Source organism: Kitasatospora sp. NPDC001132, from assembly GCF_053598415.1.
This window is the reverse complement of sequence record NZ_JBSFKF010000003.1, coordinates 414,736-436,166: the sequence shown is the minus strand read 5'-3', so window position 1 is coordinate 436,166 and position 21,431 is coordinate 414,736. Positions and strand designations below refer to the sequence as shown.

General features: G+C 73.4%; 19 protein-coding genes and 3 tRNA genes. 20 read left to right on the top strand and 2 right to left on the bottom strand.

Going from position 1 to position 21,431, the window contains the following annotated elements; all coding sequences use genetic code 11:
• Positions 1-67 precede the first annotated feature (67 nt).
• The 3 genes from rplU to obgE all read left to right on the top strand — a co-directional run bounded on the left by rplU (position 68) and on the right by obgE (position 2,297).
• Positions 68-385, top strand: a complete 318-nt coding sequence (rplU, locus tag ACWDBE_RS06585; RefSeq protein WP_045696828.1) for a 50S ribosomal protein L21 — start codon at positions 68-70, stop codon at positions 383-385.
• Positions 386-399: 14 nt separating this feature from the next.
• Positions 400-657, top strand: coding sequence for a 50S ribosomal protein L27 (gene rpmA / locus ACWDBE_RS06580; RefSeq protein ID WP_030058248.1), 258 nt, complete (start codon positions 400-402; stop codon positions 655-657).
• A gap of 158 nt (positions 658-815) precedes the next feature.
• Complete coding sequence (gene obgE / locus ACWDBE_RS06575; RefSeq protein WP_449791782.1) at positions 816-2,297, top strand: GTPase ObgE; 1,482 nt, start codon at positions 816-818, stop codon at positions 2,295-2,297.
• 84 nt (positions 2,298-2,381) lie between these two features.
• On the opposite strand, the gene ACWDBE_RS06570 is transcribed toward obgE, so the two are convergent.
• Complete coding sequence (locus ACWDBE_RS06570; RefSeq protein WP_449807392.1) at positions 2,382-3,152, bottom strand: hypothetical protein; 771 nt, start codon at positions 3,150-3,152, stop codon at positions 2,382-2,384.
• 319 nt (positions 3,153-3,471) lie between these two features.
• On the opposite strand from ACWDBE_RS06570, the gene proB reads away from it, so the two are divergent.
• The 5 genes from proB (at position 3,472) to ACWDBE_RS06545 (ending at position 8,640) form a co-directional block, all read left to right on the top strand.
• Positions 3,472-4,608, top strand: a complete 1,137-nt coding sequence (gene proB, locus ACWDBE_RS06565) for a glutamate 5-kinase (RefSeq protein WP_449791784.1) — start codon at positions 3,472-3,474, stop codon at positions 4,606-4,608.
• Positions 4,609-4,773: 165 nt separating this feature from the next.
• Positions 4,774-5,298 carry a hypothetical protein gene (locus ACWDBE_RS06560; protein ID WP_392869914.1) on the top strand — a complete coding sequence of 175 codons (525 nt, stop codon included), beginning with the start codon at positions 4,774-4,776 and terminating at the stop codon, positions 5,296-5,298.
• A 126-nt stretch (positions 5,299-5,424) separates the two neighbouring features.
• The gene (locus tag ACWDBE_RS06555) at positions 5,425-6,747 is read left to right on the top strand and encodes a glutamate-5-semialdehyde dehydrogenase (protein WP_449807391.1); all 1,323 of its coding nucleotides are present in this window, start codon (positions 5,425-5,427) and stop codon (positions 6,745-6,747) included.
• An 89-nt stretch (positions 6,748-6,836) separates the two neighbouring features.
• On the top strand, positions 6,837-7,421 hold the full coding sequence (locus ACWDBE_RS06550) for an SCO2584 family spore wall biosynthesis protein (RefSeq protein WP_449807390.1): 585 nt from the start codon (positions 6,837-6,839) through the stop codon (positions 7,419-7,421).
• Positions 7,422-7,575: 154 nt separating this feature from the next.
• Entirely contained in the window at positions 7,576-8,640 is a 1,065-nt protein-coding gene (locus ACWDBE_RS06545) for an SCO2583 family membrane protein (RefSeq protein ID WP_449807389.1), read from the top strand.
• 87 nt (positions 8,641-8,727) lie between these two features.
• Here ACWDBE_RS06545 and ACWDBE_RS06540 read toward each other — a convergent pair whose 3' ends face one another.
• Complete coding sequence (locus ACWDBE_RS06540; RefSeq protein WP_449791788.1) at positions 8,728-9,843, bottom strand: M48 family metallopeptidase; 1,116 nt, start codon at positions 9,841-9,843, stop codon at positions 8,728-8,730.
• Positions 9,844-10,172: 329 nt separating this feature from the next.
• On the opposite strand from ACWDBE_RS06540, the gene ACWDBE_RS06535 reads away from it, so the two are divergent.
• From ACWDBE_RS06535 to ACWDBE_RS06480, 12 genes are all read left to right on the top strand, one after another.
• Positions 10,173-10,319, top strand: a complete 147-nt coding sequence (locus ACWDBE_RS06535) for a hypothetical protein (protein WP_392869904.1) — start codon at positions 10,173-10,175, stop codon at positions 10,317-10,319.
• Positions 10,320-10,529: 210 nt separating this feature from the next.
• The gene (locus ACWDBE_RS06530) at positions 10,530-10,685 is read left to right on the top strand and encodes a hypothetical protein (RefSeq protein WP_181970583.1); all 156 of its coding nucleotides are present in this window, start codon (positions 10,530-10,532) and stop codon (positions 10,683-10,685) included.
• Between the two features lie 123 nt (positions 10,686-10,808).
• Positions 10,809-11,441 (top strand): nicotinate-nucleotide adenylyltransferase, encoded by a 633-nt coding sequence (gene nadD / locus ACWDBE_RS06525; protein WP_449791789.1) that lies wholly within the window; start codon positions 10,809-10,811, stop codon positions 11,439-11,441.
• Between the two features lie 14 nt (positions 11,442-11,455).
• The gene (locus ACWDBE_RS06520) at positions 11,456-13,381 is read left to right on the top strand and encodes a LytR C-terminal domain-containing protein (protein WP_449807388.1); all 1,926 of its coding nucleotides are present in this window, start codon (positions 11,456-11,458) and stop codon (positions 13,379-13,381) included.
• A gap of 204 nt (positions 13,382-13,585) precedes the next feature.
• Positions 13,586-14,044, top strand: a complete 459-nt coding sequence (gene rsfS / locus ACWDBE_RS06515) for a ribosome silencing factor (protein WP_355265854.1) — start codon at positions 13,586-13,588, stop codon at positions 14,042-14,044.
• On the top strand, positions 14,041-14,691 hold the full coding sequence (locus ACWDBE_RS06510) for a histidine phosphatase family protein (protein ID WP_449791809.1): 651 nt from the start codon (positions 14,041-14,043) through the stop codon (positions 14,689-14,691). Before rsfS ends, ACWDBE_RS06510 begins: the two co-directional genes overlap by 4 nt.
• A gap of 212 nt (positions 14,692-14,903) precedes the next feature.
• Positions 14,904-14,976 (top strand) — tRNA-Ala (locus tag ACWDBE_RS06505).
• Positions 14,977-15,019: 43 nt separating this feature from the next.
• A tRNA-Ala gene (locus ACWDBE_RS06500) sits at positions 15,020-15,092 on the top strand.
• Between the two features lie 379 nt (positions 15,093-15,471).
• Positions 15,472-15,544, top strand: a tRNA-Ala gene (locus ACWDBE_RS06495).
• Between the two features lie 98 nt (positions 15,545-15,642).
• Complete coding sequence (locus ACWDBE_RS06490; protein WP_449807387.1) at positions 15,643-16,938, top strand: hypothetical protein; 1,296 nt, start codon at positions 15,643-15,645, stop codon at positions 16,936-16,938.
• Positions 16,939-17,347: 409 nt separating this feature from the next.
• On the top strand, positions 17,348-20,239 hold the full coding sequence (gene leuS / locus ACWDBE_RS06485; protein WP_449807386.1) for a leucine--tRNA ligase: 2,892 nt from the start codon (positions 17,348-17,350) through the stop codon (positions 20,237-20,239).
• A gap of 338 nt (positions 20,240-20,577) precedes the next feature.
• Positions 20,578-21,393: a hypothetical protein gene (locus tag ACWDBE_RS06480; protein ID WP_449791793.1), complete on the top strand. Its 816-nt coding sequence runs from the start codon at positions 20,578-20,580 to the stop codon at positions 21,391-21,393.
• Positions 21,394-21,431: the final 38 nt, after the last annotated feature.

The window sequence follows — 21,431 nt, the reverse complement described above, 5'->3', positions numbered from 1 at the left end:
GCTCCTGTGTCCGTACCCAGGTGGCTGGCGTCGGGGGTTCCGACCGAGCAAGGAAAGCAGGTACCGCATGTACGCGATCGTTCGCGCAGGCGGCCGCCAGCACAAGGTCGCCGTGGGCGACGTGCTGGAGATCGACCGTATCGAGGCCAAGCCGGGTGACTCGGTCGAGCTCTCGACCATCCTCGTCGTCGACGGTGACGCTGTCACCTCCGACCCGTGGGTCCTGGCCGGCGTGAAGGCTCACGCCGAGGTGGTCGACCAGACCAAGGGTGACAAGATCGTCATCCTGCGTTACAAGAACAAGACCGGCTACCGCCGCCGTCAGGGTCACCGTCAGCAGCACACCGCGGTGCGCATCACCAGCATCGACTCGGTCAGCAAGTAAGGGGATAGCGAAAAATGGCACACAAGAAGGGCGCAAGCTCTACTCGTAACGGCCGTGACTCGAACGCCCAGCGCCTCGGCGTCAAGCGCTTCGGTGGCCAGGTCGTCTCGGCCGGCGAGATCCTCGTCCGCCAGCGCGGCACCCACTTCCACCCGGGTGCCGGTGTCGGTCGCGGTGGCGACGACACGCTGTTCGCGCTGACCGCCGGTGCGGTGCAGTTCGGCAACCGTCGCGGCCGCAAGGTCGTCAACATCGTGGCCGTCGAGGCCTGAGTCCCCGCGGACTCCCGAGTCTGAGCGGACCCACCGGGTCCGGGTGGACTCACCGGGTCTGAGAAGACTCACAGTGAAGGGTGGGCCGGAATTCTCCGGTCCACCCTTCGCGCTTTACGCAGGTAGCAAGCAGACTCTCGCGCACTGGAGGCAAACCCATGACCACCTTCGTGGACCGCGTCGAACTTCACGTCGCCGCGGGTAACGGGGGCCACGGCTGCGCCTCCGTGCACCGCGAGAAGTTCAAGCCGCTCGGCGGGCCGGACGGCGGCAACGGCGGTGAGGGCGGCAGCGTCATCCTCACCGTGGACTCGCAGGTCACCACCCTGCTCGAGTACCACCACTCGCCCAAGCGCAAGGCCACCAACGGCAAGCCGGGCGCCGGCGGCCACCGCACCGGTGCGGACGGCGAGGACCTCGTCCTGCTGGTGCCGGACGGCACCGTGGTGCTGGACCGCAAGGGCAACGTGCTGGCCGACCTGGTCGGACACGGCACCAGCTTCGTCGCCGCCCAGGGCGGCCGCGGCGGCCTCGGCAACGCCGCGCTGGCCTCGGCCCGCCGCAAGGCGCCCGGCTTCGCGCTGCTCGGCGAGCCCGGCGAGGCCCGTGACATCGTCATGGAGCTCAAGTCCGTCGCCGACGTGGCCCTGGTGGGCTACCCGAGCGCCGGCAAGTCCTCGCTGATCTCGGTGCTCTCCGCCGCCAAGCCGAAGATCGCCGACTACCCGTTCACCACCCTGATCCCCAACCTCGGCGTGGTCACCGCGGGCGACACCGTCTACACCATCGCCGACGTGCCCGGCCTGATCCCGGGCGCCAGCCAGGGCCGCGGCCTGGGCCTGGAGTTCCTGCGGCACGTGGAGCGCTGCTCGGTGCTGGTGCACGTGCTGGACTGCGCCACCCTGGAGCCCGGCCGTGACCCGCTGAGCGACCTGGAGACCATCGAGGCCGAGCTCGCCGAGTACGGCGGCCTGGAAGACCGCCCGCGCCTGGTCGCGCTCAACAAGGTCGACGTCCCGGACGGCCAGGACATCGCCGACCTGACCCGTGCCTCCCTGGAGGAGCGCGGCTACCGGGTGTTCGAGGTCTCCGCCGCCTCCCGCAAGGGCCTGCGCGAGCTGAGCTTCGCGGTGGCCGGGATCGTCGCCGAGGCACGCGCCGCCAAGCCGGCCGAGGAGTCGACCCGGATCGTGCTGCGGCCCAAGGCCGTCGACGACGCGGGCTTCACCATCACCGAGGAGGACGGCGCCTACCGCATCCGCGGCGTCAAGCCGGAGCGCTGGGTCCGCCAGACCGACTTCGCCAACGACGAGGCCGTCGGCTACCTCGCCGACCGGCTGGCCCGCCTCGGCGTCGAGCAGGAGCTGTGGAAGGTCGGGGCGCACGAGGGCGACACCGTCATCATCGGCCCGGACGAGAACGCCGTCGTCTTCGACTGGGAGCCGACCATGGCCGCCGGCGCCGAGATGCTCGGCCGCCGCGGTGAGGACCACCGCTTCGAGACCCAGCGCCCGGCGGTCGACCGCCGCCGCGAGAAGCAGAAGGGCCGGGACGCGGCCGAGGCCGAGTTCCTCGCCTTCGAGGCGCTCTCCAGCGGCCGCCAGGCCGCCATCGAGGGCGACGACGACGAGGACTACTGAGCGCGCTGAGTGCTTCACGCCGGACGGCCCCCGCCACCTCGACAGGTGGCGGGGGCCGTCCGCGTGTTCAGCGGCGACGGAGCGTCACTTGGTCCAGGAGGCCTGGAGCTTCAGCGGGTCCACCAGGTCGGTGTAGCCGACCGCGGCCGGGGTGTTCCCGGGGGTGGTGATGATGGTGCAGCCCTTGACCTCGGCGCCCTTGGCCACGCCCTGGAACTTCGCGCCGGTGCACTTGGGCAGCGGGGTCGCGGCGGTCATGGCGTTGAGGCCCTTCTTGCCGGTGGTGTCGAAGAGCACGAACTTCGAGTCCGGGGCGGTGAAGGAGAGGCTGGCGTCCCCGAGGTTCTTGATGGTGTAGCTGACGTACATCGGGGTGCGGCCTTCCAGGCCGACGAGGTTGATCTTGGCGGCGGCGAAGTCCTGCAGCGAACCGACCTCGACGCCGGTGACGGTGATCTCCAGCTTGGTGGCGACCTTGGCGGTCTTGTCGGCGAAGTCCACGGTGGCGGGCTGGCCGATCTTCACGCTGCTCGCGGCCGCCGGGACCGCACCGGCACCGGCCCCGCCGGCCGCGGTGCCGGCCGTACCGGCCCCGCCGGCCGTCGCCGCACCGCCCGTCGCCGCACCGCCCGCGGCAGCACCGCCGGTCGCCGCGCCCGACGGGGCCGCGGTCGAACCGCCGGCCGCGCCTCCGGCGGTGGCCCCCGGGGCCGCGCCGCTCTGGGCCGGGGCAGCGCCGGTGGCGCCGCCGGCGCCGGCCGGAGTGTCCGCGTTGTCCGGTCCGCAGGCCGCGAGTGACAGGGCGGTGACCGCCGCGAGCGCGGCGAAGGTCAGCTTGGTGGTGTACGAACGCATGGTGCGCTTTTCTCCTGGGCGCACGGCCGCGACCGTTGCCGGCCTTTGCCCAGTGCGGCGCCGCCCGTCGTGAACAGGAAGGGTCGATGACGACATGGGTCCAGCGGGCAAGAAGCCGTCCCCCGATCTGGCTTGTGGTCAGGGACCATACCAGGCCCCCCGATCGGCGGCCGGGCCGTGGCGAGCCCGTGACCTGCCCGGGTCCGGACGGTGAAACACCCCATGGGTGACCTGCGCCGATCGCGTAGATTTCGGGGGTGACGGCCGGGCCCGGGCCCAGCCGCACCCGCACCACCACACCGGAAGGGCGTACAGCGAGATGAGCGAGGACTCTCTGCGCGAGGAGGTGCTGACCGCGCGACGGATCGTCGTCAAGGTCGGCTCCTCCTCCCTGACCACGGCGACCGGCGGCCTGGACGCCGACCGCGTCGACGCCCTGGTGGACGCGCTCGCCAAGCTGCGCGGCCGCCCCGAGGCACCGGAGGTCGTGCTCGTCTCCTCCGGCGCCATCGCCGCCGGGCTCGCCCCGCTCGGCCTGGACCGGCGGCCCAAGGACCTGGCCCGCCAGCAGGCCGCCGCCAGCGTCGGCCAGGGCCTGCTGGTCGCCCGCTACACCGCCTCCTTCGCCCGGTACGGCATCCGGGTCGGCCAGGTGCTGCTCACCGCCGAGGACGCCAGCCGGCGCGCCCACTACCGCAACGCCTACCGCACCCTGGACCAGCTGCTGGCGATGGGCGCGATGCCGATCGTCAACGAGAACGACACCGTCGCCACCGCCGAAATCAAGTTCGGTGACAACGACCGGCTCGCCGCGCTCGTCGCCCACCTGGTCCGGGCCGACCTGCTGGTGCTGCTCTCCGACGTGGACGGCCTGTACGACGGCGACCCGTCCCGCCCCGGCACCAGCCGGATCGCCGAGGTGCGCGGCCCGCGGGACCTCGACGGCATCGAGATCGGCAGCGCCGGCAAGGCCGGGGTCGGCACCGGCGGCATGGTCACCAAGGTCGAGGCGGCCCGGATCGCCACCGGCGCCGGCATCCCGGTGGTGCTCACCGCCGCCAGCCAGGCCGCCGACGCGCTGGCCGGCCGGCCCACCGGCACCCTCTTCCTGCGCACCGGCAGCCGCACCTCCGACCGGATGCTCTGGCTGGCCCACGCGAGCAGCCCGCGCGGGTCGCTGCACCTGGACGAGGGCGCCGTCCGGGCCGTCGTCTCCGGCGGCGCCTCGCTGCTGCCGGCCGGGGTCACCCGGGTCGACGGGGAGTTCGCCGCGGGTGATCCGGTGGACCTTCTTGCCGAAAACGGCCACATCGTGGCTCGCGGACTGGTCAACTTTGATGCGAGGGAGTTGCCCCGCCTGCTCGGCCGGTCCACCCGCGACCTGGCCCAGGAGTTCGGTGCCGCGTACGAGCGCGAGGTCGTCCACCGCGATGACCTGGTCGTTCTGCGCGACTGACCGGCCCGGCGGGCCGGCACCGGCCGATCGGCGCAGCGCGGACGGCGGGCCGCTCCGTACCGGGAGCGGCCCGGCCACGGGCGAGGAGGGGCGCAGCCGTCCCGCTCGGCCGAGGCCGACGGGGCCGGTGGGGACGACAGGACATCGCCGAACAGGAGGCCGCCGGTGGAACGCAGGCGCGAGGCAGCGCTGACCGCAGGGACGGCGGGCCGGCGGCTGACCAGCATCGACGGCGGACGCGGGGACGGCCCCGCCGAGCCGGCCGGTCCGCCGTCGCAGAGGCCCGGCGGGGTGCGCCGGCTGCGGCCCGAACGCGACCGGGCGGCCCAGCCGCCGACCGTGCCCGAGCAGGCCCGGCTGTGGCACGTGGTGCTGAGCGTGGCCGGGCAGGTCACCCCGCTGCCCTCGCTGCGCGCCTCGCTGGAGCAACTGGCGCACGACCACTCGTTCTTCCTGACCGCCCGTTACGCGGCCGACCACGCCGAGATCCGCTACTGGGAGCAGGCCCGGGACCTCCACGACGCGGCGGCCATCGCGCTGCGGCTGTGGGGCGAACACAAGGTCACCGCGAAGCTGCCGCCCTGGGAGATCGTCGGGCTGGAGGTGGTCGACCGGGCGACGTACCACAAACGGGTGGCGGAGGGCTTCGGTGATCCGCCGCCGCACCTGGGCGGGGTGCACCCGTACTGAGCCGCGCCGCCCGGTCGGGGCGGGGGCCTCGGGCTGCGGGCCGCCGGGGCCGGGGCCGTCGAGGCGGCGTCTCACCGGGCGAAATACCGCCCGGGCGGGGCCGGTGCAGTCGCTACTCTTGGCGGCATGACCAGCGATCTCGCCACCGCCGACAGTCCCGTCCTCGCCGTAGCGCGCCGAGCCAGGGAGGCCGCCGCGGCGCTCGCCCCACTGCCGCGCGCCGCGAAGGACACCGCGCTGCTGGCGATCGCGGACGCGCTGGTGGCCCGCAGCGCCGAGGTCGTCGCGGCCAACGCCGAGGACGTGGAGCGGGCCCGGGCGGCCGGCACGGCCGAGTCGGTGGTCGACCGGCTGACCCTGACCGAGGAGCGGATCGCCGCGATCGCCTCCGACGTGCGCGACGTGGCCGGCCTGCCCGACCCGGTCGGCGAGGTGGTGCGCGGCTACACCCTGCCCAACGGCCTGGACGTGCGGCAGGTCCGGGTGCCGCTCGGGGTGGTCGGCATCATCTACGAGGCCCGCCCGAACGTCACCGTGGACGCCGCCGCGCTCTGCCTCAAGTCCGGCAACGCGGTGCTGCTGCGCGGCTCCGCCTCCGCCTACCGCTCCAACACCGCGCTGGTCGCCGTCGTGCGCGACGCCGTCGCCGCGGCCGGGCTGCCCGCCGACGCGGTCCAGCTGGTGCCGGGGGAGAGCCGGGACTCGGTGCAGGAGCTGATGCGCGCCCGCGGCTACGTGGACGTGTTGATCCCGCGCGGCGGCGCCTCGCTGATCCGCACCGTGGTCGAGGGCTCGACCGTGCCGGTGATCGAGACCGGCACCGGCAACTGCCACGTCTACGTGGACGCCGAGACCGACCTGGCGATGGCCGTCGGCATCCTGCTGAACTCCAAGGCGCAGCGGGTCAGCGTCTGCAACGCGGCCGAGACGCTGCTGGTCCACCAGGACGTCGCGGAGGCCTTCCTGCCGCTCGCGCTGGCGGCGCTCGCCGAGGCCGGGGTGACCGTGCACGGCGACGAGGCGGTGCGGAAGGCCGCCGAGGGCGGTCCGGCCACCGTGGTGCCGGCCACCGATGAGGACTGGGGCGCCGAGTACCTCTCGCTGGACCTCGCCGCCGCCGTGGTGCCCTCGCTGGACGCCGCCGTCGCGCACATCCGCCGCTGGTCCTCCGGCCACACCGAGGCGATCGTCACCACCTCGCAGGCCGCCGCCCGCCGCTTCACCCGGCTGGTGGACTCCACCACGGTGGCCGTCAACGCCTCCACCCGCTTCACCGACGGCGGCGAATTCGGCTTCGGCGCCGAGATCGGCATCTCCACCCAGAAGCTGCATGCCCGCGGCCCGATGGGCCTGCCCGAGCTGACCAGCACCAAGTACATCGTCACTGGTGACGGGCACGTGCGTGGTGAGAGCACGCAGACCGTCGGCGGCGCCGCGGACGGCCGCTGAACGGCGTGTGATGGGTGTCCGTCACACATGTGACGGACCAACTGCCGGGAGCCACAGACAAATCGCCCGGCCGGTAATACGCTGAATCCGTGGCTGAGGATGTGGGGGGCTTCCCGTACCCCGACGGCGCCGACCACGGTGGTGCGGACGACGAGTTCGCCACCGTGGTCCTCGATGAGGCCTTCGTCCGGTCCGCCGCCGTGCACGAGCCGACCGCCAAGGAGCGGCAACTCGCCGCCGCCGAGGCCAGGTTCGAGCCGGACACCGCGGGTCCGGGCTGGGGCCGTGACGTCCCGGCCGGGGACGGGTTGCCGCTGGAGCTGCGCCCGTACCCGAGCGGGCTCGACGCGGACCACCTCTACCCCGACCCGTGGTCGGGGCCGGACCGGTCGGGCGACCGCAGGGCCCGGCGACGGTGGCGACGCGGCTACGACCCGGTGCGCGCCCGCGGGCGGTACGTCGCCCAGCAGCGCTGGCACCGGCCGGTGGCCTGGGTACTCGCCGTGATCATGGGCGTGGGCCTGCTGGCGGTCGCGGTCGCGGCGGTCTACCAGGGCGTGGGCGGCTCCGCGGGCACACCCAGACGCCCCGAGTCCGGCAGCAGCAGCGCCGGGGTCGGCCCGGGGCAGGCCCCGGCGGAACCCCCGCTGGTGGTCACGGCGCCGACCGGATAGCCCGGTCGGCGCGGTCGGCGGGTCGGTGCGGTCTGCTGCGCGGCGCGGTCGGCCCGGGCGCGGGCGCACGCCCCGGGGCGGTGGTCACGGAGCGTTCCCGGGAATGTACGCCGGGACCCTCGTGGCGGCGCTGGTGTCCGCCTACCCTGGTGGTGTGGGTGACCCGCGAGAGCCTCCTGAGGGTGCGCCCGAGGGCGGTTCCGGCAACGAGGACGAATTCCGGTCCGTCGTCTTCGACGAATCGTTCGTCCGGGCTGCCCGGATCCGGGAACTGTCCGCCCGGGAGCGGCTGTCGGGCTCCTTCGGCAAGGCCACCCGGCCGCGGGTGCGGCTCGGCCCGCTGGGCACCGTGCCGCGCCAGGCGCTCATGCTGCTGCTGCTCATCCTCCTGGCCTTCGGGGCCGCGGTGTACTTCGGGGTGACCTCGCCGAAGGGGACCGCCGCGCGGCCCGAGGGCAGTCAACTGACCGTCAGCCTGGTCGCGTTGGCGCCGGCCTCGGCCGTCCAGCCGGTCGCCGACGGGGCGGACCCGTTCGCGGCGCTGCCAGCCGGGTACGGGAACGGCGCGCTCGGGCTGAACACTCCGACCGGTGCCGCCACCGGGCACTTCAGCCGGGCCGAGGTGGCCAAGGCGCTCGACACCGTCCAGCGCTACCTGGTCGCCTCCTCGTTCTCCCCGGCCGTGCTGGTCCAGGGCTCCACCGCCGAGGTGCGGGACTTCGTCACGCCCGGTGAGCAGGCGGAGTTCGACGCGAGCGTGGCGCAGCCGGTGGACGACCGGCACCACGCGGTGACCGGCTGGATGGTCCGCTTCGACCCGGCGCAGGTCGCACTGGCCTCGAACACCGTGAAGGTGGCCGGTGCGATGCGGGTCGACGAGGCGGACAGCGGGACGCTGCAGATCACCACCGACCACACCTTCGTCTACGCGCTGAAGCCGGCCGGGGCCCCGGCCGGAGCGCTGGTCACCCTGGAGACCGTGCGGCGGCAGCTGACCTTCGAGTTCGACCGGGTGGACCTGGCCGCGGGCCAGCTGCGGCTGGTGGACTCGGTGGTGCAGGCCGGGCCGGAGCCCTGCGGCACCTCGGCGGCGGGCTTCCTGCAGCCGGTGCTGGCCACCGCGCAGGGCACGGTGGTCGCGCCGCCGACGCCGGTCGACCCCGGCAATCACGCCCGGCCGGGCTGGCAGGTGTGCGGGGTGCTGGCGGCGGGCGGCTGAGGCGCGCCGGACCTGGCGGGGGCCGGGAACGGCGCGGCGGCCGGGGCCCCGGGCGGGACACCGGCCGCCGTCGCGTTCGCGGTGGGCTCAGCTGCCGTCGCGGTCCGCGGAGCCGTTGCCCGAGGCGCCGGTGCCGGACGAGCCGTTGCCCGAGGAGCCGCTGCCCGAGGAGCCGTTGCGGGCGCCGTTGCCGGTGAAGGTGTCGCGGAGCTTGCCACCGACGGTCGCCGCGCCGCCGGCGACGTCCCGGAGCAGGCCCATCAGCGGGTCCTTGCTCTCCTTGACCGAGGTCGTGTAGTGCTCGGCGGCGGCCTTCCACTGGTCGGTGACCGAGGCGTCCGGGTCGTCCGAGCGGCGCGGGTAGGCGCCGGCCATGATCGAGCGGTAGTCGTCGCTCTCCGCCCACTTCTTCAGCTGGGCGACCCGGACCACCGCGAAGGGGTGGGTCTGCGGCAGCAGCTGGAGCACCTTGAGCACGCCGTCGCGCAGGTCGCCGGCCTTCTCGTACTCCTCGGCCTGCTCCAGGAAGGCGTCGACGTTCATCTCGGCCAGGTTGTGGCCGCCGGCCAGCTTCATCAGGGCCCGCATGGAGGCCTGGAGGTCCTGCCCGGCGAGCAGGCCGGCCCGGTCGCTGGACAGCTCCGCCTTGCGGAACCACTCCTTGAGCGCGGTGATGATCGCGGTGATCGCCAGGTTGCCCAGCGGCACCCAGGCGATCCGGGTGGCGATGTTGGTGAGGATCATCAGCATCGTCCGGTAGACGGCGTGGCCGGACATCGCGTGGCCGACCTCGTGGCCGATGACCGAGCGCAGCTCCTCCTCGTCCAGCAGCTCGACCAGGCCGCTGGTGATCACGATGATCGGGGTGTCGATGCCGATGCAGTACGCGTTGACCGTCGGGTCCTGGGAGACGTACAGGTCGGGGACCTGGTCCAGGTCGAGCACGTAGGCGGCGTCGCGCACCATGTCGTGGAGCTCCGGGAACTGGCGCTCGGAGGTCTTCACGGCGGTGGCCAGGAACATCAGCCGGATCGCCCGCTCGGAGACCAGGCCGGCCAACTTCTTCAGGATGTCGTCGAAGCCGGTCAGCCTGCGCAGCGCGACCAGGGCCGAGCGGTCCGCCGGGTGCTCCCAGGCCCGGGTGGAGATCCCGGGGAAGCGCTCGCGGCGGCGGCTCGGGGTCTTCGCGGTCGTGTCGGTCATGGTCTGAGTACCCTCCTGGTCGACGGCGGCCGCGGCCCGCTGGCCGGCCCCCCGCTGGTCTTCGCCTGCAACGACTGTCTGTGCAACGTGTGCGGTTGCGTACTCGTCCCCGAGGGGTCAGCGTACGCGCGGTCCGCCCGGCGGGCGGCGGGGGCGTCACTGGGCGTTGAGTGCCGGGGCGGGTGGGTGCCGGGGCGGAGGGTGCCGGCCCGGCGGGCGCGTCACCGGGGCCGGTGGGCGGCGCCGGTGTGAGGCCGGTTTAACCTGAGGCCTGGACGACCGAGACCGGATCCGGCCGCGGTACCGAGCAGTTCGAGGAGCCCCCGCAGATGTCCACCGAGACGCTTGTCAGCCTGGCCGCACCCATCTCCGACGAGACCGGTCCGGGCCTGTTCCTGCGGATCATCGTGATCGCGTCCTTCGTGGGCATCGGCCTGCTGGTCTGGATCATGGCCCGCGCCTTCAAGAACAACTAGGCCGGCCGGTTCCCGGTCCTTCTCCGGCCCCTTCCCGGTTCTTTCCCCGGCCCGTTCCCGGCCCTTCCGCGGGTGCGCGCTCACGCCCGGTCAGCGGCGGTGGGCCGCCGAGCGGTTGCGGTGTAACCCCCCGTACGATGACGGGTGGGCCCTCACCGGCCCGGAACAACCCCCAGGTCCGTTCACCGAGCCGAGAAGGTCCCGCCGACCATGAGCACTGCTGCCGCACTCCCCGTTCTGAACCTGCTCGCCGAGGGCGAGGGGGGCAACCACGACAGTCTGAACCCGGCCCTGACCGGTGGCGCCGCGCTGGTCATCCTGCTGGTCCTGCTCTTCATCACCACCCGCTTCAACCGGGACCGCTGAGCCCGGTCCTGGGGCCGCTCGGGGAGCGTCCGGCCACCGGCCGGCCGCTCCCTCACGCATCTGCGGAGAACCCCCACCCGGCCGTTCCCGCACCGTAACGGGTGTCGCGTAAGGTGTGGCGGCATGGGAGAGCAGGCCGGGAATCCCGGCGGACCGGAACCGGCGAAGAAGCGCCTCGGCGTGATGGGCGGCACCTTCGACCCGATCCACCACGGCCACCTCGTCGCCGCCAGTGAGGTCGCGAGCGCGTTCCACCTGGACGAAGTGGTCTTCGTACCGACCGGACAGCCGTGGCAGAAGAGCGACCGCCACGTCACCCCGGCCGAGGACCGCTACCTGATGACGGTCATCGCCACCGCCGAGAACCCGCAGTTCTCGGTCAGCCGGATCGACATCGACCGGGACGGCCCGACGTACACCGTCGACACCCTGCGCGACCTGCACGCCCTGCACCCGGACGCCGACCTCTTCTTCATCACCGGCGCCGACGCGCTCGCCCAGATCCTGTCCTGGCGCGACTCCGACGAGCTCTTCTCGCTGGCCCACTTCATCGGCTGCACCCGTCCCGGACACACCCTGTCGGACGCCGGGCTCCCGGTGGGCGGGGTCTCCCTGGTGGAGGTCCCGGCGCTGGCCATCTCCTCCACGGACTGCCGCAACCGGGTCGCCAAGGGGGAGCCGGTCTGGTACCTCGTCCCGGACGGCGTGGTCCGCTACATCGACAAGCGGGCGCTGTACGCGCCGCGCGGGGACTGATCCAGGAGCGGTGCATGACTGATCGCAACGACGGCCGGCGGCCGGAGGACTGGTCCACCGGGCAGTACCAGCAGCCGTACCAGGGGTACCAGCAGCCGCAGGCGCAGCAGCCTCCGCAGCAACAGCAACAGCAGCAACAGCAGCAACAGCAGCAACAGCAGCAACAGCACCAGCACCAGCAGCAGTCGCAGTCGTACGAGCAGCAGCAGTACGACCAGTACGGGCAGCCGGTGTACGGGCAGGACCCGTACGGCTACCAGCAGCAGGGCTACCAGGGGTACGACGGGTACCAGCAGGGCGGCCACACCGGGCAGTTCCCGCCGCAGCAGCCGCAGTCGTACGGGCAGCAGTACGAGCAGCAGTACGACCAGTACGACCAGTACGGGCAGCCGGTGTACGGGCAGGACCCGTACGGCTACCAGCAGCAGGGCTACCAGGGGTACCAGCAGCAGCCGTACCAGGCCGCCGCCCCGGCCGTCGCCGAGCCGCAGGCCGAGGCCGCCGCGCCTCCCGCTGCCGCGCCCACCGCCCCCACCGCTGCCGCGGCGGCCACCGCCGCCCCGCCGCGTCCGCGGGTGCCCCGGCCCGCCGCCGAGCCGGAGTCGGCGACGGCGCCGGCCAAGGCCGGGCCGCCGTCCGAGCAGGTCGCAGGGGCGCGGGCCGGGAAGGCCGGGAGCAAGGCGCCCCGGGACAGTTACACGACGGGCGAGTTCACCTTCGTCGACGAGGAGGCGGAGGAGACCGAGGACGTCATCGACTGGCTGAAGTTCGCCGAGTCCCGCAGCGAGGTGCGCGCCGAGCGCCGCCGCAAGCTGCGCAACCGGCTGATCGGCCTCGGTGTGGTGGTGGCGCTCGCGGCCGGCGGCGTCGGCGGCTACCTCTTCCTCGCCGGCGACAAGCCGAGCGCGGCCACCGCCGCCGGCGGGCGCCAGGTCAACGTCGTCCACCTGCGCGACCTCCAGGGCAAGGTGTCCAGCGCGCTGCTGGTCAACGACGCCTCCGGGAAGAAGGGCACGGTGCTTCTGCTGCCCGACAACCTGCGGCTGCCCGGCCCGGGGGACCCGCCGGTCACCACGATCGGCCAGTCCATGGACGGCATCGGCGCCTCGGCGACCCGCGAGGGCCTGTCCACCGTGCTCGGCGCCCCGGTCGCCGGCACCTGGCGACTGGACACCCCGTACCTGGAGCTGCTGGTCTCCCAACTCGGCGGCGTCCGGGTGGACACCAACGCCGAGACCCACGAGGGCGGCAAGCCGGACGGCAAGCTGCTGTCCGCGGCCGGGAAGAACACCATGCTCAGCGGGAAGGCGGCGGTCGCGTACGCCACCCTGCAGAACCCCGGCGAGAACCGGGACGCCCAGCTGGCCAGGTTCGGGCAGGTCATGGACGCCGTGGTGCGCACCATGCCGACCGAGTTCAAGGACGCGAAGGACGACGTGCACCGGATGAACGCGGTGCTCGACCCCTCGCTGCCCGAGGACGCCCTCGCCGGGGTGCTCGTCCAGCTCGCCCAGCAGGCGAAGGACGGCCACTTCGGGACCACCGCGCTGACCGTCAAGCCGGACGGCAGCCTGGACGAGGCGACGGCGGGCAAGCAGGTCAAGGACGTGCTGGGCGGCACCGTGAAGTCCGCGGCCGTCGGCGACGCCCCGGCCCGGGTCGCGCTCCAGGACGGCAGCGGCAACGACGCCGCGGCGGCCGCCGCGCAGGTCCAGATCGTCAACTCCGGCCTGACCTTCATCCCGGGCGGCGCCAAGGCCGCCCCGCAGGCCGCCAGTGAGATCCGCTACACCGACGACACCCGGCAGGGCGCGGCGAAGTCGCTGGCGACCAGCCTCGGGCTGCCGGACACGGCGGTGAAGAAGGTGACCGGCGACACCCAGAACGCGGACCTGCTGGTCGTGCTCGGCAAGGACTACCAGCCGCCGAAGAACCAGTAGGGCGGTGGCCCGGCCCCGATCCGGGGCCGGCTCAGGCTCCGACCGGCCCCGACCGCCACCGACCGTCACCGGCCCCGGCCCGGTGACGGTCGGGGCCCGGGGGCGCGTAAATCGGTTCCGGGCCCGCCCGGGCGGCGTGAGATCCTGGAAGGCGACCCCGGCCGCGCGCCGGGGCGCCCCAAGCCGCCGAGCCGGAAGAACACCGTGACCGTCACCGACCACAGCCAGCAGCTCATCACCGTCGCCGCGCAGGCGGCGGCCGACAAGCTTGCGCACAACATCATCGCCTTCGACGTCAGCGAGGTGCTGTCGATCACCGACGCCTTCCTGATCGCCTCCGCGAACAACGACCGCCAGGTCCGCTCGATCGCCGAGGAGATCGAGGACCAGCTGCGCGAGCAGCTGGACATCAAGCCGGTGCGCCGCGAGGGCGAGCGCGAGGGCCGCTGGATCCTGCTCGACTACCTGGACATCGTCGTGCACGTCCAGCACTCCGAGGAGCGCTCCTTCTACTCGCTGGACCGCCTCTGGAAGGACTGCCCCGAGCTGCCGCTTCCCGAGGACGCCCTGGCCTCCCGCAACCGCCCGGACGCGTACACCGACGAGGCCGGCAACGCCGTCGCCCCCGCCGACGACTTCGGCAAGCCCGAGGACCTGCACTGAGCCGGGGCACGCGGGGCCCGCGCATCGTCTTCTGGCGGCACGGACAGACCTCCTGGAACCTCGAATCGCGATTCCAGGGCACCACGGACATCGAGCTGACCGGCCAGGGCGTCCTGCAGGCCCAGCGGGCGGCCCGGCTGCTCTCCGGGCTCCGTCCCGACCTGCTGATCTCCTCGGACCTCCAGCGGGCCCGGCGCACCGCCGCGGAGCTGGCCGAGGTCACCGGGCTCGACGTGCAGCACCACGAGGGCCTGCGGGAGACGTTCGCGGGCTCGTGGCAGGGCCTGACCAACGCCGAGATCCGTGAGCGCTACCCGGAGGAGTACGAGGCCTGGGCGGCCGGCGAGCCGGTGCGGCGCGGCGGTGACGGCGAGCTGGCCACCGAGGTCGCCGACCGCTCGGTGCCGGTGGTCCTGGAGGCCGTCGGCAAGCTCCCGGAGAACGGCACGCTGGTGGTGGTCAGCCACGGCGGGACGATCCGCACCATGCTCGGGCGGCTGCTCGACCTGGAGCCGGCCCAGTGGGAGCGGTTCGGCGGGCTGTCCAACTGCTGCTGGTCGGTGCTCGGCCACGGGGCGCGCGGCTGGCGCCTGCTGGAGCACAACGCGGGCACGCTCCCGCAGCCGGTCATCGGCGACGACACCTGACCGTTGCCGCACCGGCTCGGGCGGCAGCGGGTGCCGGGGGCCCTCAGGGGCCCTCGGCCGGGGCGCGGCGGGGGCTCGGAGGGGTCCGGAGGGGGGCTCGGCGGGGGTCCGGAAGGGCGGATTTCGCAGTTCCGGCCCTGACCAGCTAGAGTCTTCCTCGTTCGCAGGGAAGGAACGCGGCCCGGAAGGGAAGCGGGAGATCCGGTGAGTGCGGGGCTATAGCTCAGTTGGTAGAGCGCTTGCATGGCATGCAAGAGGTCTGGGGTTCAATTCCCCATAGCTCCACTCCGCATCGGCGGTCGTGGTCAGCCAGGGTCGCCCGTGTCACGGGGCTATAGCTCAGTTGGTAGAGCGCTTGCATGGCATGCAAGAGGTCTGGGGTTCAATTCCCCATAGCTCCACAGGAGTTCGGAAGGCCGTCACCCAAGAGGTGGCGGCCTTCCGGCGTTTCGGGCGCGCGGTGTTTCGGCCCGGCGGTCCGGCCTTCCGGTGGCGGCCCTCGATTCCTGGGAGGGGCGGAGGCGGGGCGTGCGATGGTTGCCGCGCGCCCGGGGCGGGAGGCGTGCGCCCGGGGCGCGGAGGCAGGGCATCGGGGCGCGGGAGGTTGTGTCCGGGGCGTGGGGCAGGGCATCGGGGCGCGGGAAGTGGGGCGCCCGGGGCGTGTGGTGCGGGCCTCGGGGAATGGATTTCAGGAGCACGCCCCGGACCGTGTAAAGTAGTCGATGTCGCCGGGGGAAACGGCCGGAAACAACCGGGAACCACGGTGACATCGCAGGTCAAGGGGCTATAGCTCAGTTGGTAGAGCGCTTGCATGGCATGCAAGAGGTCTGGGGTTCAATTCCCCATAGCTCCACAGTAGTCGAGAGCCGCCTCCCGGAATCGGGAGGCGGCTCTTCGCCGTTCTGCCCCCGCCACCGGTCGCAGAGCCCCGAATCCCGCTACCGTCGTGCCATGGCCGATCTGGAGCGAAGGCGCAACGAGGAACTGGCCCGGATACTCCACCAGCTCGGCTGGAGTCCGGAACGGCTCGCCCGTGAGGTGAGCCTCGCCCTGCCGCCGGGCCTCGCCATCAGCTCCACCGCCCCGTACAAGTGGCGCGACCGCGGCATGGTGCCGCGCAGCCCGCACGACCAGGCGGTCTGCGAGGTGCTCAGCCGCACCCTCGGCATCGCCGTCACCTACGAGCAGCTCTGGGGACGGATGGGCGGCCACCGCGGCGCCAAGATCCTCTCGCCCCGGCTGCTCACCGACCCGTGGACCGCCGACACCGCCCAGACCGCGCTGCGCGAGGCCGCCACCGACGCCGGACCGGTCCGCCTCACCGACCTGTTCCGCAGCGCCGACCTCGACCAGGCCGCCGCCCGCCTCGACTCCCCGCCACCACCCGTCGGCGGCGGGGAGGGCGCACTGCGCGTCGAACCCGGGCTGGCCGGCGAGCTCGGACTGTCCTACCGCAGCAAGCAGAAGCTCGAACGGGCCTGCGGCGGCGGCCTCGTCCTCGGCCCCGTCCGCGCCGAACTCGCCATGCTGGCCAAGCTGTTGGAACTCGGCGCGTACGACGAACGGCTCGGCCGCGAGCTCTACGGCACGGCCAGCAGACTCGCCCGGCTGGCCGGCTGGGCCGCGTACGACCTCGGCCACGACGCGGCCGCCCAGCGCGCCTTCGTCGCCGCGCTGCGTGCCGCCCACGTCAGCGGTGACCCCCGGCTCGGGGTCCCGGTGCTCGGCGCGCTGGTCGTGCTCGCCACCCAGGGCACCGGCGGGCGCGGGCTGGACGCCGTCTCCGCGCTCGCGACCGCCCTGGACACCCACGGTGCCGCGCTCGGTCCCACCGCCCAGGCCCGCCAGTACGGCCGGCTCGCCCGCGCGTACGGCCGCCGGGGCGAGGCCGAGCAGGCCGAGGCCGCCGCCGCCCGGGCCTTCGCCGAACTGGACGGCCTGCCCGGCGCCGAGGAGGCCCGGGCCGCCCTCGCCGGGATGGTGGGGGAGGGGAGGCTGGCGCTCGGCCAGCACCGGCTGGCCAAGGTGCTGCTCGCCGAGGCCGTGGCCGGGCTCGGGCCGGGGCGGGCCCGCTCCAAGGCGCTGCTGATGGTGAGCCTCGCCGAGGCCCACCGCAGGCTCGGCGACCAGCGGGAGGCGGCCCGCACGGCTTCGCTGGCGCGCTCGGCCGCGGCGGGGATGCAGTCCGAGCGGCTGGCGAAGGCGCTGCGGGACTTCGACGCGGCGGGGCGGGCGGCGGCGCGGTAGGGCGGGGCCGTGCCGCCGGGGCCGCACGGCCCCGCGCGCCCTCCGGGCGGGCTCCTGCGGGCCTCCGTGCGGCCCCTGCGGATTCCGTGCGGGCCCCTGCGGGCCTCCGTACCGGCCCTCGCAGGCATCCGTACGGGCCCGTGGGCCTGCGTGCGGCCGCCCCGGCGGTGTACCCCGCAGCCCGTCGAGCGGCTTGCGGTACCCTGAGCCCATGCGAACCGTGCGCCTGCTTCTTAGCCGGCCGCGCTGACCAGGACCGGCTGCGCCCTCGGGCGGTGCCGGAGTCGGCGTGGCGTCCCCTCCTGCGAGGGGATTTTTTGTTTTCCGCCCCCGACCCCGTCCCGGGCCGGGTTTCCGGGCCGGCCGCCTGTGCGGTTCGCCAACTGACATCGATGGAGCTTGAAGGACCATGAGCGAGACGACCCCTGCGTCCGGCGCGGCCGAGACCGCGACCGAGCCGTTCCGGTACAGCGCCGCGCTGGCGGCGGAGATCGAGTCCCGCTGGCAGGACATCTGGGAGAAGGAGGGCACGTTCCACGCCCCCAACCCCACCGGTGCGCTGGCCGACCCGGCGGCCGGCGACGTCGCCGCGAAGCCGCACAGCTTCATCATGGACATGTTCCCGTACCCCTCGGGCGCGGGCCTGCACGTCGGCCACCCGCTGGGCTACATCGCCACCGACGTCTTCGCCCGCTACCAGCGGATGACCGGCCACAACGTGCTGCACACGCTGGGCTACGACGCCTTCGGCCTGCCCGCCGAGCAGTACGCGGTGCAGACCGGCACCCACCCGCGGGTCTCCACCGAGGCCAACATCGCCAACATGCGCCAGCAGCTGCGCCGGCTGGGCCTGGGCCACGACCCGCGCCGCTCGATCTCCACGATCGACCCGGAGTACTACCGCTGGACCCAGTGGATCTTCCTGCAGATCTTCAACTCCTGGTACGACGAGGACGCCCGCAAGGCCCGCCCGATCACCGAGCTGGTCGCCGACTTCGAGTCCGGCGCGCGTGAGGTCCCGGGCGGTCGCGCCTGGGCCGAGCTGTCCGGCGCCGAGCGCGACGAGGTGCTGGGCGAGTACCGGCTGGCCTACGCCAAGGAGGTGCCGGTCAACTGGTGCCCCGGCCTGGGCACCGTGCTGGCCAACGAGGAGGTCACCGCGGACGGCCGCTCCGAGCGCGGCAACTTCCCGGTGTTCAAGTCCAACCTGCGCCAGTGGATGATGCGCATCACCGCGTACTCGGACCGGCTGATCGAGGACCTGGACCTGCTGGACTGGCCCGAGGCCATCAAGCTGCAGCAGCGCAACTGGATCGGGCGCTCCGAGGGCGCCCGGGTCGACTTCTCCGTCGACGGCGGGAAGATCACCGTCTTCACCACCCGGCCCGACACCCTGTTCGGCGCCACCTACATGGTGCTGGCCCCCGAACACGACCTGGTCGACTCCATCGTCCCCGCCGCCTGGCCCGAGGGCGTGCCCACCGAGTGGACCGGCGGCGCCGCGACCCCCGCCGAGGCCGTCGCCGCCTACCGCGCCACGGCCGCCGCCAAGTCGGACGTCGAGCGACAGGTCGAGGCCAAGGTCAAGACCGGGGTCTTCACCGGCGCCTACGCCGTCAACCCGGTCAGCGGCGAGTCCGTGCCGGTCTTCATCGCCGACTACGTGCTGATGGGCTACGGCACCGGCGCCATCATGGCCGTCCCCGCCCACGACCACCGCGACTTCGCGTTCGCCCGCGCCTTCGCGCTGCCGATGCGCTGCGTCGTCGAGCCGACGGACGGGCGCGGCTCCGACCCGGCCGAGTGGGACGACGCGTTCGACACCTACGACTCCGTCATCGTCAACTCGGCCCGCTCCGAAGGCGATCTGTCGCTGTCCCTGGACGGGCTGAGCGTCGTCGAGGCCAAGGCCCACGTCACCGCCTGGCTGGCCGAGCGCGGCATCGGTGAGGGCACCGTCAACTACCGCCTGCGCGACTGGCTGTTCAGCCGCCAGCGGTACTGGGGCGAGCCCTTCCCGATCGTCTACGACGAGGACGGCGTCATGCACGCGCTGCCCGAGTCGATGCTGCCGGTCGAGGTCCCCGAGGTCGACGACTACTCGCCGCGCACCTACGACGCGTACGACGCCTCCTCCTCGCCGGAGACCCCGCTGTCGCGCAACGAGGCCTGGGTCAACGTCGAACTGGACCTGGGCGACGGCGTCAGGAAGTACCGCCGCGAGACCAACACCATGCCCAACTGGGCCGGTTCCTGCTGGTACGAGCTGCGCTACGTCGACCCGTCGAACTCCGCGGCGGTCGTCGACCCGGCCAACGAGCGGTACTGGCTGGGCCCGACGGAGACCAAGCCGGCCGGTGGCGCCGACCTGTACGTCGGCGGCGCCGAGCACGCCGTGCTGCACCTGCTGTACGCGCGCTTCTGGCACAAGGTGCTGCACGACCTGGGCCACGTCTCGTCCGTCGAGCCGTTCCACAAGCTGTTCAACCAGGGCATGATCACCGCCGACGTCTACCGTGACGAGCGCGGCTTCCCGGTGCCCGCCGCCGAGGTCGAGGAGCGCGACGGCCGGTACTTCTGGCAGGGCGAGCCGGTCAAGCGCGAGGCCGGGAAGATGGGCAAGTCCCTGAAGAACGCCGTCGCACCGGACGACATCGCCGACGAGTACGGCGCCGACACCCTGCGCCTGTACGAGATGTCGATGGGTCCGCTGGACGTCTCCCGCCCCTGGGACACCCGCGCCGTCGTCGGCTCGTACCGCTTCCTGCAGCGCCTGTGGCGCAACATCGTCTCGGAGACCACCGGCGAGCTGGTCGTCACCGAGGAGGAGGCGGACGAGGCGACGCTGCGCGCCCTGCACAAGGCGATCGACGGCATCCGCGGCGACATGTCCGGGCTGCGCTTCAACACGGCCGTCGCCAAGGCCATCGAGCTGAACAACTACCTGGTCAAGCGCGGTTCCACGCCGCGGACGGTGGCCGAGCAGCTGGTGCTGATGGTCGCGCCGCTGGCCCCGCACATCGCGGAGGAGCTGTGGCGCCGCCTGGGCCACGGCGACTCGCTGGCGCACGCCGACTACCCGGTCGCCGACCCGGCGTACGTGGTCGACGAGACGGTGACCTGCGTGGTCCAGATCAAGGGCAAGGTCAAGGCGCGGCTGGAGGTCTCGCCGGGCATCTCGGACGCCGAGCTGGAGGCGCTGGCACTGGCGGAGCCGGTGGTCGTCGCGGCGATCGGCGGGGCCGAGGTGCGGAAGGTGATCGCGCGTGCGCCGAAGCTGGTGAACATCGTCACCGGCTGAGTGCGGTCGTTGCCGCGGGCTCTCTCGGGGCTCTCGCGGGGGTTCTGTGGAGCTCTCGCCGGGCTTGATCGGGCGGGTGTCCTTCGGGGCGCCCGCCCGTCCGGCGTTCCACGGGGGCGTTCCACGGGGGCGTTCCACGGGGGGCGCGAGGGGTGCTCGCGGGGGCGTTCGCCGTGGTCGGGGCCCTCGGGGAGATCCCGGATCTGACCCTGATCTCCGTCCGCGGGGGCCGCTCGGGCTGCCCTCGGGCGGCTTCCGGAGGCTACCGTGGAACCCTCGGCGATGCGGCCCGCGTTGGGCCCGGTGAGGGCCGGAACGACGGCGGAAGGTGGCGCGCGATGGACGTGTTCGGCGTGATGATCGGCCTGGTCCTGCTCATCGGGGTCGCGGTGATGGCGCTGGCCGTGGTCGGCACCGTCAAGGCCGCCAAGGCCGTCGGCGCGAAGATCGAGAAGCACGAGGCCAACGCCCGTCGGGCCGTGCAGACCGCCACCCTCAAGGCGAAGAAGTACACCACGGTCGGCCCGGCCGCGCAGATCGCCTCCGTCCGGCTCGGCCTGCGGACCTCGCTCGACGGCACCCGGCAGGTGCTGGAGAGCGGCCTCGCACAGGACGGCCAGCTCGGCGAGTCGCTGGCCCTGCTGAAGCGGCTCGACGAGCACGCCGCCGAGCTCGACGGCGAGCTGCGGATGCTGGAGCGCGAGCCCGACACCGCGCGGATCGCCGTCAAGCTGCCCCAGCTGCGCGAGCGGGCCGAGCGGATCACGCACTCGGCGGAGACCATGCGCTGGGCCGCGCAGGACCGGATGCACCGGTTCGCGGAGGACGAGCTGAGCCGGCTGAGCCAGGAGTGCGAGAGCGAGGCGGGGGCGCTGCGGCACTGGGTCGCGGGGGGCGGTTCCTCCGGGGGCGCCTCGGGTGGCTCGGGTGCCGGGCGTACGTCGGGTGCCGGGCGTACGTCGGGGGCCGCGCGCTCTTCGGGGCCCGCGGGTACGGCAGGGCCCGCGGGGGGTGCGGCTCGGGCCGGTCTGACCGACGGGAAGGGGCGCCCGAGCGCGGAGGAGCTGCTCGGGCTCGCCGATCCGCTGGCCAAGCTGGCGCAGCGGCTGCGCAAGCCCTCGGCCGGGCCTTCGACGGGGCCCTCGGCGGGCTGAGCCGGCGGCGCGTCACGAGGCCTTCGGCCGACGGTTCG